At 57.7% G+C, this 15267-nt stretch carries 13 protein-coding genes; 4 read left to right on the top strand and 9 right to left on the bottom strand.

Going from position 1 to position 15267, the window contains the following annotated elements:
• Positions 1-16 precede the first annotated feature (16 nt).
• The 7 genes from B0G52_RS23295 to B0G52_RS23265 all read right to left on the bottom strand — a co-directional run bounded on the left by B0G52_RS23295 (position 17) and on the right by B0G52_RS23265 (position 8907).
• Positions 17-1399 carry a hypothetical protein gene (locus B0G52_RS23295; RefSeq protein ID WP_094047799.1) on the bottom strand — a complete coding sequence of 461 codons (1383 nt, stop codon included), beginning with the start codon at positions 1397-1399 and terminating at the stop codon, positions 17-19.
• Positions 1389-1925 (bottom strand): sigma-70 family RNA polymerase sigma factor, encoded by a 537-nt coding sequence (locus B0G52_RS23290; protein ID WP_233162955.1) that lies wholly within the window; start codon positions 1923-1925, stop codon positions 1389-1391. The genes B0G52_RS23295 and B0G52_RS23290 overlap by 11 nt, the downstream gene beginning before the upstream one ends.
• A gap of 165 nt (positions 1926-2090) precedes the next feature.
• Positions 2091-3485, bottom strand: coding sequence for a hypothetical protein (locus tag B0G52_RS23285; protein WP_094047798.1), 1395 nt, complete (start codon positions 3483-3485; stop codon positions 2091-2093).
• 320 nt (positions 3486-3805) lie between these two features.
• Entirely contained in the window at positions 3806-5383 is a 1578-nt protein-coding gene (locus B0G52_RS23280) for an alpha-amylase family glycosyl hydrolase (RefSeq protein WP_094047797.1), read from the bottom strand.
• Complete coding sequence (locus B0G52_RS23275) at positions 5380-6210, bottom strand: sugar ABC transporter permease (RefSeq protein WP_094047796.1); 831 nt, start codon at positions 6208-6210, stop codon at positions 5380-5382. Before B0G52_RS23275 ends, B0G52_RS23280 begins: the two co-directional genes overlap by 4 nt.
• Positions 6207-7499 (bottom strand): carbohydrate ABC transporter permease, encoded by a 1293-nt coding sequence (locus B0G52_RS23270; protein ID WP_094047795.1) that lies wholly within the window; start codon positions 7497-7499, stop codon positions 6207-6209. The genes B0G52_RS23275 and B0G52_RS23270 overlap by 4 nt, the downstream gene beginning before the upstream one ends.
• A 79-nt stretch (positions 7500-7578) precedes the next feature.
• Positions 7579-8907: a sugar ABC transporter substrate-binding protein gene (locus tag B0G52_RS23265; protein ID WP_094047794.1), complete on the bottom strand. Its 1329-nt coding sequence runs from the start codon at positions 8905-8907 to the stop codon at positions 7579-7581.
• A gap of 640 nt (positions 8908-9547) precedes the next feature.
• On the opposite strand from B0G52_RS23265, the gene B0G52_RS23260 reads away from it, so the two are divergent.
• The 3 genes from B0G52_RS23260 to mtnA all read left to right on the top strand — a co-directional run bounded on the left by B0G52_RS23260 (position 9548) and on the right by mtnA (position 13283).
• Positions 9548-10573, top strand: coding sequence for a LacI family DNA-binding transcriptional regulator (locus tag B0G52_RS23260; protein ID WP_094047793.1), 1026 nt, complete (start codon positions 9548-9550; stop codon positions 10571-10573).
• 385 nt (positions 10574-10958) lie between these two features.
• On the top strand, positions 10959-12167 hold the full coding sequence (gene mtnK / locus B0G52_RS23255) for an S-methyl-5-thioribose kinase (RefSeq protein WP_094047792.1): 1209 nt from the start codon (positions 10959-10961) through the stop codon (positions 12165-12167).
• Between the two features lie 45 nt (positions 12168-12212).
• Positions 12213-13283, top strand: a complete 1071-nt coding sequence (mtnA, locus tag B0G52_RS23250) for an S-methyl-5-thioribose-1-phosphate isomerase (RefSeq protein WP_094047791.1) — start codon at positions 12213-12215, stop codon at positions 13281-13283.
• Between the two features lie 5 nt (positions 13284-13288).
• Here the strand turns inward: mtnA and B0G52_RS23245 are convergent, their stop codons facing one another.
• Positions 13289-13603, bottom strand: a complete 315-nt coding sequence (locus tag B0G52_RS23245) for a YunC family protein (protein WP_094047790.1) — start codon at positions 13601-13603, stop codon at positions 13289-13291.
• 172 nt (positions 13604-13775) lie between these two features.
• Between B0G52_RS23245 and B0G52_RS23240 the strand changes: the two genes are divergently transcribed.
• On the top strand, positions 13776-14213 hold the full coding sequence (locus tag B0G52_RS23240; protein ID WP_094047789.1) for a hypothetical protein: 438 nt from the start codon (positions 13776-13778) through the stop codon (positions 14211-14213).
• A 74-nt stretch (positions 14214-14287) separates the two neighbouring features.
• On the opposite strand, the gene nrdF is transcribed toward B0G52_RS23240, so the two are convergent.
• A complete protein-coding gene (nrdF, locus tag B0G52_RS23235) occupies positions 14288-15259 on the bottom strand; it encodes a class 1b ribonucleoside-diphosphate reductase subunit beta (RefSeq protein WP_094047788.1) in 972 nt (323 codons plus the stop codon).
• Positions 15260-15267: the final 8 nt, after the last annotated feature.

Here is a 15267-nt window from a genome sequence, read left to right as displayed (position 1 = left end):
TTATAACACAGTCGGATTAGAGAAGGTTGACCCGTACCTCCAGCTCGGGCAGGTAGGTCGACTTCCCGAAGCTTTCCGCCACGATCTGAAGCTTCGCGTCGGACGCAACGGGACCGAAAACCATTCCGCTCTCCTTGCCGTACAGCGTATCGATAACAGGCACCTTGCCGTTCTCGACGTCGTACAGGGAAAAGCCGACAGCCTCGCCGGGCGGGAACAGCGTGCGCACGACGGTTCGGTCCGATCGCCTTTCGATCGCCGTGACGATCAATTCCTTGTCCTCCCCGATCGGAACGACAAGCGGATCGTTCGGGGCAGGCACGCTCTTCACGTCGGCCCGTCCCTTCCCGTCGTTGATCTTCCAATCCCAGTAGACCGGTCTGATCAGCAAGCTGTTCGCCTCGGGATTAAGCGCCGGGAAGCTCGCATGGCTGATCTCCCCGTTCCCGGATTCGCGGAGAGCGACCGCTCCGTACCGGTATCCCGTATCGTCCTCCAGCTCGATTCCGAAAACCCGATTTATTCTGGATGCGGACGGCTTGAACGTATAATCGATTCTCGTGGACACCTTGGACATCGAAACTTTGCTCACGTTCAGACCGTAGCTCACGTCAAATGAGTTTTGCGGAGTGACGATGACGAGCGAAGGGTCCTGCCTGCGCACATCGACGTCGAACTCCCACTCTCCATCGACGGTCCCGATCCGCGAGACGGCCAACTCGAAGTCCGTATGCTGCATCCGGACGCCTTCGAAAGGGTAGTATGTCGTGGACAGCACGCCTTCGTATTGAGTCGAGCTCACGATCGTATACTCGTTGCGAAAAACGGCGTATTCCCCTTCGTCTTCTCCCGCTTGGCCGACATATCCGACCGTCTGCCCGTCCACTCGCACAGCGCCCTTCAAGTTAAAATCCTTAATCGGCTGATCCGACGTGATCGAGTAGCGGATAGCCAGCGCATAGCCGTCGTTGACGATGTAGCCAAGCCGCACGTGAATTCCTTGATCCGATACGCCTGCTCCCGACACCGAGTTCTCCTTCAGACTCATTCTGCGGATCGAGTCTCGGAGTTCATAGACGGAGAGCTGCGACCTCAGCCTCTCGTACTCGGAGTGGACATCAATCGGAATCCCCGAAGACGGTCCGGCCTGCTCGACAGGACTCTCTAACGCCCCCTCCTGATTGTAAGCCGAATACCCCGCGATCGATCCTCCGACGATCGCCGCCGAAGCGATCAGCGCGGCCCAAGCTCTGCGTCTCCTTGCCGTCCGCCTCTGCGCGCTCCGATCCGGCAAAGCCGCCAACGTCAGCTCGATCCTCTCCGCAACGGCTGCCGGAACGCTCGTCCCCTCCCGTTTTCCGATGTTCTGCAGCCTTGTTTCCAACTGTTCAGCATTCATAACCGATCTCACCTCTCTCGGATACGTTCAGCCATTTGACCAACTGCCGCCTGGCCCGATGCAGCCTCGACTTCAGCGTCCCCTCCGACACGTTCATGATGTCCGCGATCTGCGCCAACGGCAAATCCGCGAAATAATGCAGCTTCACCAACGTACGCAGAGGCTCGTCCAACCGATTGACGGCATCCTTCAAGTCGAGATCCGACTCCCTGTCCGGAGCTGCCCGGTCCGGAATCGCATCCGTAGGAGACACTCTCTTCTGCTTCCGGTAGATTCGCCGGCACTCGTGAATGAGGATCCGAAACATCCAGGTCCGAAAATAAGCCGGCTCCCGCAGCTTCCGAACGCTTCGGTAAGCTTGCAGAATCGCTTCCTGAATCGCGTCCGCGCAATCCTCGTCTCTGTGCAGCAGCGTCCGCGCCATTCCGTACAGCTCGTTTTGCATCTGTCGGACAAGCCTTGAGAACGCCTCGCGGTCGCCCGAGCAGGCGAGCTGCACATCCGTCTTCCATGCCAGTTCAGACAACGGTTCTCCTCCGTTTCCAAGACGTTTCGCCGCCTTATTTTTCTCTATCTATCTGTTAGATCCCGCATCCCGGCAAACGGTTCATTTTATTTTTTCATTGTAGTGCAGCCGATCCGCGCCCGTCGAGACGACAGGGCGGATCGGCTGCAGGGTTTGCATCCTTGCTTACACGAGGAATATCGCGACGACCGTCGTGACGGCCAGCCCGATCAGCACCGGCTTCAGGTTGCGCCGGGCCAGCTCGAACGGGCTGACGCCGCAGATGGCCGCGGCCGGGATCAGCGCCCACGGGATCAGCGTTCCGCCGCCGACCCAGATCGCCGCCACCTGGCCGAGGGCGGTCAGCGTCGCCGCTCCGCTGCCGAGCGCGACGGAGAACATGTGCGCGACCGAGCCGACGAGCGAGATGCCCGAGAAGCCCGAGCCGTCGAGGCCGGTAATCGCTCCGGTAGCCGTCAGCGTCACCGATGCGACCGCTCCGTTCATCGGCACCGAATTGGCGAGCGCGACGCCGAGATCGTTCACGATGCCGTGAGAGCCGAGCAGCGCGCCGTCGCCGAACAGCTCCTTGAAAGCCGAATCGCCGAGATAGAAAAACGCCGCGATCGGAATAACCGGTCCGAATACCCGGAATCCGAATTGAAAACCTTCTATTAAATATGAGGTCGTCTCTTCCAGCCCTTTGTTCCGATGGGCCAGCATCGTCGCCACGATCAGGATGACGACCGCCGTACCGCCGATCAGGGCGGTCGCGTCGCCTCCTTGCAGGTCGAAGGCGAACATCGCCGCGACGTCGATCGCGAACAGAATCGGGATCGCGATGGCCAGCGCCTTCTTCACCGAAGCCGGCAAGTTCACCGCCGCTTTCGTCCCCGCTTCCTCCCGGCCGGCGGCGACCAAGCCGTCGTTCCACTTCCCGTTCTTCATGTCCCTGCGCATCATCCAGAACGCGACGATCGTCGTCACGAGCCCCATCACGATGACGAGCGGGACGCTGGCCGCCATGACCTGGGACACCGGCAAGCCCGCCGCGTCCGCCGTCAGCTTCGGCGCTCCTTGAATAATGTAATCTCCGGACAGCGCGATGCCGTGTCCGAACAGGTTCATCGCAACGGCCGCTCCGAGCGCAGGCAGGCCGACGCGCAGCGCGACCGGCAGCAGCACGGCCCCGATCAGGGCGACGCCGGGAGACGGCCAGAAAAACAGCGAGGTCAGCAGCATGATGATGCCGATGCCCCAGAACGCCAGCGTCGGCGTCCGCAGAAACCCTGTAAGCGGTTTAATCATCGTCTCGTTGATGCCCGTAATGATGAGCACGCGGCTCATGGCGACGATGATCGAGATGATGAAGATCGTGCCCAGCAGCTCCTTGGTGGCGTAAATAAAGCTGTTGAAAATGCCCGACACCGAGCCGCCGATGCTTTCCGTCGCGATCAAGCCCAGCGTGAAAATGCCCGCGACGCAGATCAGCGTCGTATCTCTTCGCTTCACGAGCAAAGCGAGTATGAATGCGATAAACGCCACGTAAACCCAGTGAATCGCAGATAATTGAATATCCACCTATCCCACTCTCCAGTCATTCGTGTGAGTGCTCCATTGTATGTGGCCGGATGGATAGGCGTTCGTGCCAACGCAAAGAAGGCTGATCTATAGGCGCTCCAAGTTGCTCGCAAAGATAATCGATCATAAAGGTGAAGGTATATGTACCTCCCTCCGATGCTATACGCTCCTGAAACCTGAATGGGGAAACCCGTTACAAAGTAGTTTCAGGAGCGTATGAGGCAGTCTCCGGGAGGTACATACACCTTTCTTTGTCCATCGATTATCTTAAGCAACTTTGCCTATAGATCAACCTCATTGGCTTATATTTAGATCATTCATTAAGAAGTCAAAACAACCGTTCCGTAAGGAGGAAGAGAGATCGTCTGTCCGTCCATCGACGCCGCGTCGTCGGTCGTCAGACGCAGCTTGGAGAACACGGCCTGCTCCGGTTTGCCTTCCGGCAGCGCGACCGTCTGCGGCTGCTCGGACATATTGTGCAGCACCAGCAATTGCCGGTCTCCGCTCGCGCGTACGTATGCGGTGACGTAGTCGTTCCCCGCGTCGTAAGAAGCGATCGTGCCTTCTCGCAGCGCAGCATGCTGGGCCCTCCAGGAAATGAGCTTCCTGTAGTGGTTCAAAAGCGAATTCGGGTCCGCCTCCTGAGCTTCCACTGACGCCTCTTCGGTGCGATACGACGAGCTTTGCCACGTCGTCTCCTCCGGCGAGCCCCCCTTCCTCGTCCACGGGAACGGCTCGCGCAGCTTCTCGTCCGGTTTAAGCCCGGCGACGCCCAACTCCTCGCCGTAGTAGACGAAGGCGTTGCCCGGCATCGTCAGCAGCAGCGAAGCCGCAAGCTTGGCTCTTCCGACATCGCCACCGACCGCGCTCATGACGCGAGTCTGGTCGTGGTTGGACAGGAACGGCGCGTCGACGAACCGGCCCCCGGACACCTTGCCGTAGTAGTCATGCATACGGGACAGCGTAAAGCCGATGCTGGACGATCGGCCTGAAGCCGCCGCGCCGAGCAGCGTGCCCGCAAGATCGAAGTTAAAAGCCGAATCGAGCGCGTTGTCCAGATAAGGCGCGACGATCGCCGCTCCGTCCCATACTTCGCCGACGAGATAGGCGTCGGGATTGACCTCGTCGAGGCCTTGGCGGAACTCCTGCCACCAGCTTTTATTTTTCTGCTGCACGGTCGGAGAGGAGATCGTCGACTTGAAATCGCCGAAAATATGCTTGGCCGCGTCCAGTCGGAAGCCGTCTACGCCTTCCTTGAGCCAGTATTGGCCGATGGCGATCATTTCCTTGCGGACCTCGGGATTGTCGAAGTTCAAGTCCGGCATGCCGCCCCAGAAGACGCCCAGGTAGCTGCCGCTCTCTCCCTTGTGCCACGGGTCCGATCCCGTCGCCCCGTCGGAGGGCGTCGCCTGCTCGGCATTTTCCGCCCACGTATACCAGTCCCTGTAATTGCTGCCGGCGCCCTGAGCCGAATCGGCGAACCACGGATGCTCGGAGCTCGTATGGTTGACGACAAGGTCCATAATGACGCGAATGTCGCGGCGCTGGGCTTCCTCCAGCAGCTTGCGGAAGTCGTCCATCGTGCCGTAATCCGGGTGAATCCCGTAATAATCGGTCACGTCGTAGCCGTGGTAGCTCGGGGACGGCTGAATGGGCATCAGCCACAGTCCATCCACCCCGAGGTCTTCCAAATAGTCGAGTCTGCCCGTCAGGCCGTTCAAATCCCCGATGCCGTCCCCGTCCGAATCGGCGAACGAGCGAACGAACACTTCGTAGAATACGCCGGACGGTCCGTCCGCCGGAGCGGCGGATTCCTTCGGGGCGGCTGCCGAACAGCCGGCCAGCAGCAGAGCGGCGGCAGCGAAGAAAGCTAGCGGTCTCTTCGCCCCGCGCCTCATCCTTTGGACGCTCCCGCCGTCAGCCCGTCCACGAGGAAGCGCTGGGTGTACATGAAGAGCAGCGTAATCGGCACCGCGACGAGCACGCAGCCCGCGGCGAACAACGTAAACTCGGTGCTGTTGTAGGAGTCGATAATGCTCCACAGGCCGACGGCGAGCGTCCAGTTTTCCGGAGTTCGCAAGATCGCCCTGGCGAAAATAAAATCGACCCAGGCGCCGGCGAACGTCGTAAGCGAAATATACGTGATGATCGGACGCGACAGCGGCAGGATAATGCGCATGAAGATCGACATGTGGCTTGCGCCGTCGATGCGCGCCGCTTCCTCCAAGCTTCTCGGAATCGTATCGAAGAAGCCTTTGGCGACGAACATCCCAAGCGCCGCGCCTGCGGAATAGACGAGTACGAGCGCCCAGATCGAATCGAGCAAGTCGATCGTGTTCAGAATGATGAACACCGCCATAATGCTCAGGAATCCCGGGAACATGCCGAGAATCAGAATCATCATCATCATCGCCTTGCGGCCCTTGAACCGGAAGCGCGAGATCGAGTACGCCGTCAGCAGCTGAATGAGCGTGCCGAGCACCATGCTCGCCGTCGCCACCTTAAGCGTGTTCCAGTACCAGTTCGCGTACGGAATCGAACGGTCCGCCCGTTCCCGGAACAAGTCGCGGTAATGATCGAGCGTCCAAGCGGTCGGAATGAAGTGATCGCTGAACAGCGAATTGCCGACGCGGAAGGAGGACAGCACCGTCCACAGAGCCGGGTAGATGCAGGCTACGGCGATCAGCGCCAGCAGCGCGTAACTGAACAACAGACGCGGTTTCATTGGATCATGTCCTCCTCGTTGAACGACCTCGTTCTCCTGAACATGACGATGGCCGCGGCCGCGATGAACAGGAAGATCAGAATCGATACGGCCGCCGCGATGTTGTACTGGTTGAAATCAAGAGTCAGCTTGTACAGCCAGGTGACGAGCAGATCGGTTTCTCCTGCGTTGTTGTATTTCATCGTAGCCGGATTGCCCCCGGTCAGGAGGAAAATGACGTTGAAGTTGTTAATGTTGCCGACGAATTGCGTGATGAGAATCGGAGCCGTCGCGAACAAAATATAAGGCATCGTAATGTTGCGGAACTTCGCCCCGGCGGTCGCTCCATCCACGTCCGCCGCCTCGTACAGGTCCTTCGGAATCGTCGTCAGGATGCCCATGACGAGGATCATCGACACCGGGATGCCGATCCACATGTTGACGACGATGACGGACACCTTCGCCCAGAACGGATCGTTCAGCCACGGCAGACCTTCCATCCCGAAATAGCGGAAATATTGGTTGATCGGGCCGAACTTCTCGTTCAGCAGGTTTTTCATGATGAGCAGCGAGACGAATTGCGGAATGGCGTACGGAATAATGAACAGCATTCTCCAGATGCCTTTGAACCGGATGCCTTGCTGATTGATCAAAAGCGCGACGAGAATGCCCCCGAAATAGCAGGTCACCGTGGCCAGAATCGCCCAGACGATCGTCCAGCTCAGAACGCCGACGAACGTATCGCTCCAGACGTTCATGTTGAACAGCTTGTCGAAGGTGGCGAAGCCGACCCAGTCGACCAGGTTTTTCGGCGGAATATGATTAGGCGACGCGTAGTTCGTAAACGCGATCAGCGACGTGAACACGATCGGCATGATCGTGAAGAACAATACGCCGATCATCGGCACCGACAGGAGCAGCCACGGGAACACGCTGCTGTTCAGCACGCGCAGCTCCGAGCCGCTTTGCTTCCGGCGTCCGACGACGACCGCGTCGCGAATATTCAATACGTAGAACAGCAGAAACAGCAGGACGACGAGAATCGCCAATACCCCGTAGATCATCATGAAGATGGAATGGTCTCCGGGAACGTTTTTATAAATTTTGCCTACTTTGACCAGATGCTGGCCCTGCTCTCCGAGCGTTACGATCCCCTTCAAGTGAGGGGTGAGCTTGGCGGCGATCGCATAGATGCCGGCCGCGTATACGAGAATGAACGACAAACCTTTGACGTACTGCCGATTGTACAATTGGCCCAATCCCGCGCAAATTACGGAAAGCCAACCCGCCGTCGCAGCGCGATGCTTCAAGATGAGCCCTCTCCTTCCTGTTAAGCCGTCTCACCCGCCGCGAGGCGGCGGGTGGATGGCGCATGGTTGCGTGCTATTGTTATTGCGCGGATGCGATCGCGTCTTTCACTTTCTTGGCCCAATCGTCCATCGTCGCCTGCGGATCGGCCTTGTCGTTCCACAGGGAAGCGAGCGCGGCTTCATGCGTCGCCCAGAACGCGTTCATCTCGGCGATCTTCGGCATCGGCGTGGAGTTGTCGAACTGCTTCAGGAACACGCTCGCGAACGGATCGCTGCTCACTTTGTCACTTGCCGCTACGTTCTTGTTGGACGGCAGGCTGCCGAACAGCTCGAAGTTCTTCGCCTGGAACTCCTCGGAGGAGACCAGCTCCGCGAACAGCTTCGCGGCGATCGGATACTGCGAATACGCGTTGACCAGGAAGCCTTTGACGCCGGAGAAAGGCATCATCGGTTTGCCGTTCGGCAGCGTCGGATATTCCATGACGCCGAGGTTGGCGATCGACTTCTTGAACTCGCCCGTCTGCCAAGGACCGCTCACGTTCATCGCCAACTTGCCTTCGTTGAACAGGCTCGTTTTGATGTCCGCTTTAATGTCGGCCGCTTTGATCGGCAGGATTTGGTCCTTCAGGCTGCCGAAAAATTGTGCCGCTTCGACGGAGCCCGCGCTGTTAAGACCGATATCGGAGCCGTCGGTGCCGTCCTTGCCGAATACGTAGCCGCCGTAGCCGCCGAAGAAGCCCCAGCTCCAGTATCCGTTGCCGACTTCCCACATGTAGGCGTACTTCTGCGCTTTCGCGTCGTTGAACTTTTTCGCGAATTCGATAACGCCGTTCCAATCCTTCGGCGCTTCGCCGTTCGTGTCCGCGAACAGGTCTTTGTTATAGAACACCGCAGTCGTCTCTACGGACATCGGATAGCCGTACAATTGCCCGTCGATTGCCCATGCTTCCACGGATTTGTCGGAGTTGTTCGCCTTCGACTCTTCTTCGTGCAGGTCGTTCGGAAGCACGACGCCCGCTTGGACGGCCGAGCCGAGACGGTCGTGCACCGCCAGGAAGACGTCCGCGCCTACGCCGGCCGGTGCGTCCGTAATCATTTTCTCGATCGATTTGTCCGGACCTACGTCCTGGTATTCGATATCGATGCCGTATTTCTCTTTAAATGCTTTGGCGGCTTCGTCGATCAGCGCTTTCTCGCTCGCGGAATACCAGACGACCAGCTTCGCGCCTTCTTCCGGCGCGTACTCCTCTTCGCCCGCTCCCTCGGAAGGAGCGGCGCTCGCGCTCTCCGTAGCGGCAGGCGCGCTGGCGCTAGGGGAAGATGACGCGTTGTTCCCGTTATTGGCTCCTCCGCAAGCGGACAACAAAAGCGCCATCGTCAGCATCGTGCTTGCATACACTTTTTTCATTCGTTTCCGAACCCCTCTCACTGATTTCAATAATTGCGCTTGGCCGATTTATCTCACCGTCATTTTCCGCTCTGATTGGGACTTCGTTTTATAGTGCAAACGTTTGTCCAATAGGGCAAAAAAATGACAAACAGCCCGGTTTTCGAGCAAGTTTGTGTAGGTTCGATAAATGAAAGCGCTTTTGGATCTGCTTTCTATCATAATCAAAAACAGATCTTTGTAAATCGTTTGCACATATTAAATTCGAAAGAAAATGCGTATAAAACTTTAATTTACTCGTTATATCTCTCGATTTCGGTTTTTCTTCATGTTGCGTATTTGTGCAAACTTTGGCACAATATTTGCGCTACCACGCACGCGAAGGTGCACAAAAAAATCGGATTTTCCAATGTACACAGTGCCCGGATCGGATACAATAAAACTATTAGTGCGTGTTCAAAAAGTCGGCTTTTCAGGACCGAGAAGGTTGGATGAAGCTTAGGGATTGAGGAGCGGAGCGTAGGAAAACCTACGTGAGCACCGGAAAGCCCGGCTGAATTCAAGATTCGATGTCGAATCCGCTTCCCGCTCTACTTCGTCATCAAAAGCTGACTTTTTGAACATCCTCTATCAAAACGTTCGTAAAGGAAGGCCATCGACAATGACCGTCACGATCAAAGACGTAGCCAAGGCGGCGGGCGTATCGCCATCCACCGTATCCAGAGTCATTTCCGAGCATCCTCGGATCAGCGCGGAGACGAGCCGGAAAGTCAAAAGGATCATGGAAGAGCTCGGATACCATCCGAACCTGATGGCGAAAAGCCTCGTCTCCAGAACGACCCGTACGATCGCGGTCATCTTCCCCAAGCCGGCCGAGGAACTGCTCTTAAACTTTTTCTTCTATGAATTGATCAGAGGGGTTCTTGCGCAGCTGACCCGGGCAGGCTACGACCTGCTGATGGCGGGCGGCAGCAACGAGCAAGAAGAACTCGACACCGTAGCCCGGCTTGTCAAGGGAGGCCGGATCGACGGACTCATCCTGCTCTACTCCCGTTCCTCCGACCCGATCATCCACTTCCTGCGCAAGGAGAACATGCCGTTCGTCCTGATCGGCAGAAGCCTGGATTACGAGGACGTGCCGTCGGTGGACAACGACAACGTGCAAGCCGCCTACGACGCCACGAAGCACCTGATCGCCCAGGGCCAGAGAAGAATCGGCTTCGTCAGCGGGCCGGCCAAGCTGGCCATGACCCAGGATCGCATGAACGGCTATACGAAAGCGCTCGCGGAAGCCGGACTCCCGTTCAAGCAAAGCTGGGTCGTCGAAGGAGAGTTTCTGATCGAGAGCGGCTATCGCGCCATGGCTTCGATCATGTCCCAGCCGGAGCCCCCGACCGCTCTCGTCGTCATCGACGACGTCGTCGCCTTCGGCGTGCTCAAAGGCTTGTCCGAGCTCGGCTACCGCGTACCGCAGGACGTCGCGATCGTCAGCTTCAACAATATCGCCTTGTCTGAACTCACGATTCCTCCGATCAGCTCCGTAGACGTCGGAACCTATCAGCTCGGCTACACGGCATCGCAGATGGTGCTTAATCTGATGAAGGACATCGAGATTACGGCCCGGCAGCTCATTCCGCATCGGCTTGTCGTGCGGGAATCGTCCCTCCGGCCGGAAATGCCCGTTTGAGCTGGGGGCCTCAAAGTCAGGGCAACCCAAGCGATCGATCCATGAACATGGGGATATATCTCCTTTCGCTGCTGATACGGTCATGAAATTAGGAATTGTTTAACCCGCAACAGGGTAATTTCATGACCGTATGAGGCAGGCGCTTTGCTCTACAGGAGATATATCCCCATTCTTCTTATTGCTCACTTGTGTTGCCCTCTAAATAACTTAGAGCCCCCATCTTCTCCCTCGCCTTTTAATTTCTTCCTTTAAGGACAAGCCGGCATGCTGCGGCTTGTCCTTCGGCACTTTAAACCGCGCATAAAGTGATTTATACTAACATACAGACCATTTTGAGATAAATACAACTGAACCCGTCGGATAACTTTGTGGAGGCGAACGTTTAATGAGCAATTATCACCCGCTAACCGAACAAGAAGCGATCGAGATCGCCCAAAGTATCGCTGGCGTATTCGGTCCCGAAGGCGAGCTCCGCTGCCGCGAGATCGGAGACGGCAACCTGAATCTCGTATTCCATATCAGCCAAGCTTCCACGGGTTCCGGCCTGATCGTGAAGCAGTCGCTGCCGTACGCCAAAGTCGTCGGCGAATCGTGGCCGCTGTCGCTCGATCGCGCGCGCATCGAGAGCGAAGCGCTGATCATCGAAGATCGGCTGGCCCCGGGCCTTGTCCCGAAGGTATACCATTCCGACAATGAACTGGCGCTTACGGTCATGGAGGATCTGAGCAGCCACGTCATTATGCGGCAAGGCCTGATCGACGGGGGCGTCTACCCGCTGTTCGCGGAGCACATCTCCGACTTTCTCGCCAAGACGCTGTTCTTCACGTCCGATCTGGGCATGAACCAGCAAGAGAAGAAGCAGCTAGCGGGCTCTTTCGTCAACCCGGACCTGTGCAAAATTACGGAAGACCTCATCTTCGACCATCCGTATACGAATGCCGATACGAACAGCTTCGATCCCCATCTGCAAGCGGATGCCGAAAAGCTGTGGGCCGATCAGGAGCTTCATCTGGAAGTCGCTCTGCTCCGGGAGAAATTTCTGACGCACGCGCAGGCGCTGCTTCACGGGGATCTGCACACCGGCAGCATCTTCGTCACCGAGCAGTCGACCAAGGTGATCGACCCCGAATTCGCCTACTTCGGACCGATGGGCTTCGACATAGGCGCGGTGATCGCGAACTTGCTGCTGCACTATGCGTCGCAGGAGCATTGGTCTGCGGACGAAGCTTCCCGCCAAGAGCGCAGACAGTATTTGCTCGCCGCGATCCGCGACATCTGGAACGGCTTCGAGCGGAAATTCCGCGCGCTGTGGAACGAGCACGGCGTCGATCGGATCGCCAAGACGGCGGGCTACCAGAACGACTATGTAAGCAGGCTTCTGCAGGATACGGCCGGCTTCGCCGGAGCCAAAATCGTTCGCCGGATCGTCGGTCTAGCGCACGTCGCAGACATCGATAAAATTCCGGACGCCGACGTGCGAGCCCGGGCGCAAAGACTGGCGCTCGCGATCGGAACGACGCTGATCAAGCGCAATCGCCGGATCGCGTCCATCGAAGACATCATCGATATTGCCGATTCCGCCGCCCGGGTATAGATCCGCAAGCCGACGGGCAAAAGAATCGAGAGGAGCATCAAACCAATGAGCCATGAATCGCAACAGGCGAATCACGAAGTACTGCAATCCCTTATCTGGGAAAACGATGCGCTGTCGCTGCTCGATCAGCGCCTTCTTCCGGAGGAGACCGTCTATCTTCATCTGACGACGCCTCAGGACGTCTGGGAAGCGATCCGGGAGCTGAAGGTGCGGGGAGCGCCGGCGATCGGCATCGCGGCCGCTTACGGCGTCGTGCTCGGCGTCCAAGGCTTCGCCGGAAGCCCGGCCGACTGGGCTGCGGAGGCGACCCGCCACGCCGAGCATCTGGCGACGTCCCGGCCGACCGCCGTGAACCTGTTCTGGGCGCTCGATCGGATGAAGGCGCGGGCCCAGGCGCTCGCCTCGCTCGGACTCGAGCCGGAAGAAGCGACGCAAGCGCTGCTGGACGAAGCGAAACAAATCCACGCCGAGGACGAGGAGACGAACCGTCTGATCGGCGAGCACGCGCTGACGTTGTTCAAGGACGGCATGGGCATACTTACCCACTGCAACGCAGGGGGACTTGCCACGGCCAAGTACGGCACGGCGCTTGCTCCGTTCTATCTGGCGCTGGAGCAAGGCATTCAGCTCAAAGTATTCGCGGACGAGACTCGTCCCGTGCTGCAAGGCGCTCGCCTGACCGCCTTCGAGCTGCAGCGAGCAGGCGTTGACGTGACGCTGATCTGCGACAATATGGCCGGCCACGTCATGTCCAAAGGCTGGATCCAGGCGGTCATCGTCGGCACGGACCGCGTCGCCGCCAACGGCGACGTCGCCAACAAGATCGGCACGTACAGCGTGGCCGTGCTGGCCAAGGCGCACGGCATTCCTTTCTACGTCGCTTGTCCGCTGTCGACCATCGATCTGTCGACGCCGACGGGCGCCGACATTCCGATCGAGGAGCGCCATCCCGACGAAGTAACCGTCGGCTTCGGCAAGCGCACCGCTCCCGAAGGAGTAGCGGTGTACAACCCGGCATTCGACGTCACCCCGGCAGATCTGGTGACCGCAATCGTGACCGAAAAGGGAATCGTAACCGCTCCGTACGAGGAGAGCTTGCGCAAGCTGTTCGAATAATCTCGTTACGAAGCGGCTTCCGCCATAATTCGAATCGCTTCCCGCCCGCGCATGCCCGCGGTAATGCCAAGGGCTTGCGCGGCGTCGGTAACGGATTCGAGCGGCGCATCCAGCAGCTGTTCGATCGTCTTGACCCCCACGGCGCGGCCCGCGACGATCGCGCGGTCCTTCAGCCTCTCGTTGAGCAACTGGACATCCAGAGCGCCGCACATAATGTATCCCGGACCGGCCGTCACGGCCAGAAGCGTCGTCTTCGGCAGCAGCACCTCGACGCCGATCGCCGTCCATTCCCCGACTCGCAGCGGCATCACTTTAACCATGCCAATCACCTCCCAGTTCAGGCATAGGTTCATGCGATATAAAATATGCGAAGTTAGAATTATTTTTCAGGGCATTTAGACCCATACCCCCTATATTGGGCGTCCATCTCGTGGTATATTGGGATCTAGGACATGGTTTAATCGGACTATGCATGGCAACGGAGGCTTCTTCATGAATGACACCCATCAGAATTCCGATGGCTCCCATTGTTTTTTAGTGGAATTCAGCATCTCCTCTCCGAACAGAGGGGAAGCTTTGAAACGGCTGCTTCACGAATTGAACAACGCGAATTTGGACCATTATCGGATCGTAACGGACAATCGGGCCGCCGCGGCTCGGGAAGACGCGAAGGCTAAACCTTCCGCTCCCCCCAAGAAGCCGGCGCCCAAACCTTCCGAGCCCAACCCGTTGGAGCTTCGCATTCGTTTTTTTATCGAAACCAGCAAGCTGATCCGGATCAACATAAACAAAGGCCGCGGAATCAAGCTCAGCATTCCGTGCCGCGTGTTGAACTACGATGCCGACAAGCAGCTCATCACCGCGTACCACGTGGACGAGAAGCAGGTTTACACCGTCGGACTGAACGAGATCGACGACTTCGTGGAATAACCGGCTGCACAGCAAAACACGCACCGCAGGGCAGAGAAGCCCTCGGTGCGTGTTTTGCTGTTCGAGCAACTTATTTATTTATCGAAATCGAACAAGAAGTCGTCGTCGGTCATCGTTTCCACATGAATCGTCCGAACGTAGCCGTTGCCTTTCTTCGAGAAGAAATCGTGCTGCTTCGTGCGCGTGCTGATGCCGTTGAACACGATCGGGTTGACCTCTTCCTCCGGGAAGACCGGGTCGAAGCCCATGTTCATGAACGCTTTGTTCGCGTTGTAGCGGACGAATTTCTTAACCTCGTCGGCGAGCCCGATCGCCGAGTACAGCTCGTCGGTATACTTCTCCTCGTTCTGGTGAAGATGCATGAGCAGTCCGTACAGCACCTCGTAAGCTTCCTTCTGCTCGCTCTCGTCGAGCTTGCCGTACACTTCCTGCGCCAGCACGCCCACGTACAGCCCGTGAATGCTCTCGTCGCGCAAAATAAGGTCGATGACCTCGCCGCTGCTCGTCATTTTTCCCTGTCCAGCCAGATAGAGCGGATAGAAGAAGCCGCTGTAGAACAAGTAGCTTTCCAGCAGCACCGAAGCCCCCATCGCCAGGAACAGGCTCTTCGGCGACTCGATATTGTTGTAATACTGAACGATCGTGTCGGCCTTCGTCTGCAAATACGGGTTCGCTTCGACCCAGCGGAATACGCCGTCGATCTCTTCCGTCGACGCCAGCGTCGTGAAGATGCTGCTGTAGGACTTGGCGTGGATTTGCTCCATCATCGCCATGAAGCCGAGCACCGCTTTGCGCTGCAGCCCGTCGACGTGCTCGAGAATCCGCGGCATGCCGACTCCGCCCTGCACCGTATCGAGCAGCGTCAAGCCGCCCAATACTTTCATGTACAGCTCGCGCTCCCGATCGCTCAGGTTCATCCAATCCATTTTATCGTCCGAGAGCGGAATTTCCTCATCCGTCCAGAACTGCATAATGTTCTGATTCCAGAACGTAATCGTAAAATCGTCGTCCGGACGATTCCAGTTAACGGCTTTTAACGCGCACATAATTATTC

It is taken from the genome of Cohnella sp. SGD-V74 (genome assembly GCF_003001675.1).
Classification (GTDB): Bacteria; Bacillota; Bacilli; order Paenibacillales; family Paenibacillaceae; genus Cohnella.
This window is presented reverse-complemented; position numbering and strand designations above follow the sequence as displayed.

What these genes read in the sequence shown, in the direction of transcription:
- B0G52_RS23275 (WP_094047796.1), bottom strand. Translation starts at nt 6,210, where the DNA reads ATGAAACCGCGTCTGTTGTTCAGTTACGCGCTGCTGGCGCTGATCGCC.
- B0G52_RS23260 (WP_094047793.1), top strand. Translation starts at nt 9,548, where the DNA reads ATGACCGTCACGATCAAAGACGTAGCCAAGGCGGCGGGCGTATCGCCA.
- B0G52_RS23240 (WP_094047789.1), top strand. Translation starts at nt 13,776, where the DNA reads ATGAATGACACCCATCAGAATTCCGATGGCTCCCATTGTTTTTTAGTG.
- mtnK (WP_094047792.1), top strand. Translation starts at nt 10,959, where the DNA reads ATGAGCAATTATCACCCGCTAACCGAACAAGAAGCGATCGAGATCGCC.
- mtnA (WP_094047791.1), top strand. Translation starts at nt 12,213, where the DNA reads ATGAGCCATGAATCGCAACAGGCGAATCACGAAGTACTGCAATCCCTT.
- B0G52_RS23265 (WP_094047794.1), bottom strand. Translation starts at nt 8,907, where the DNA reads ATGAAAAAAGTGTATGCAAGCACGATGCTGACGATGGCGCTTTTGTTG.
- nrdF (WP_094047788.1), bottom strand. Translation starts at nt 15,259, where the DNA reads ATGTGCGCGTTAAAAGCCGTTAACTGGAATCGTCCGGACGACGATTTT.
- B0G52_RS23295 (WP_094047799.1), bottom strand. Translation starts at nt 1,399, where the DNA reads ATGAATGCTGAACAGTTGGAAACAAGGCTGCAGAACATCGGAAAACGG.
- B0G52_RS23280 (WP_094047797.1), bottom strand. Translation starts at nt 5,383, where the DNA reads ATGAGGCGCGGGGCGAAGAGACCGCTAGCTTTCTTCGCTGCCGCCGCT.
- B0G52_RS23245 (WP_094047790.1), bottom strand. Translation starts at nt 13,603, where the DNA reads ATGGTTAAAGTGATGCCGCTGCGAGTCGGGGAATGGACGGCGATCGGC.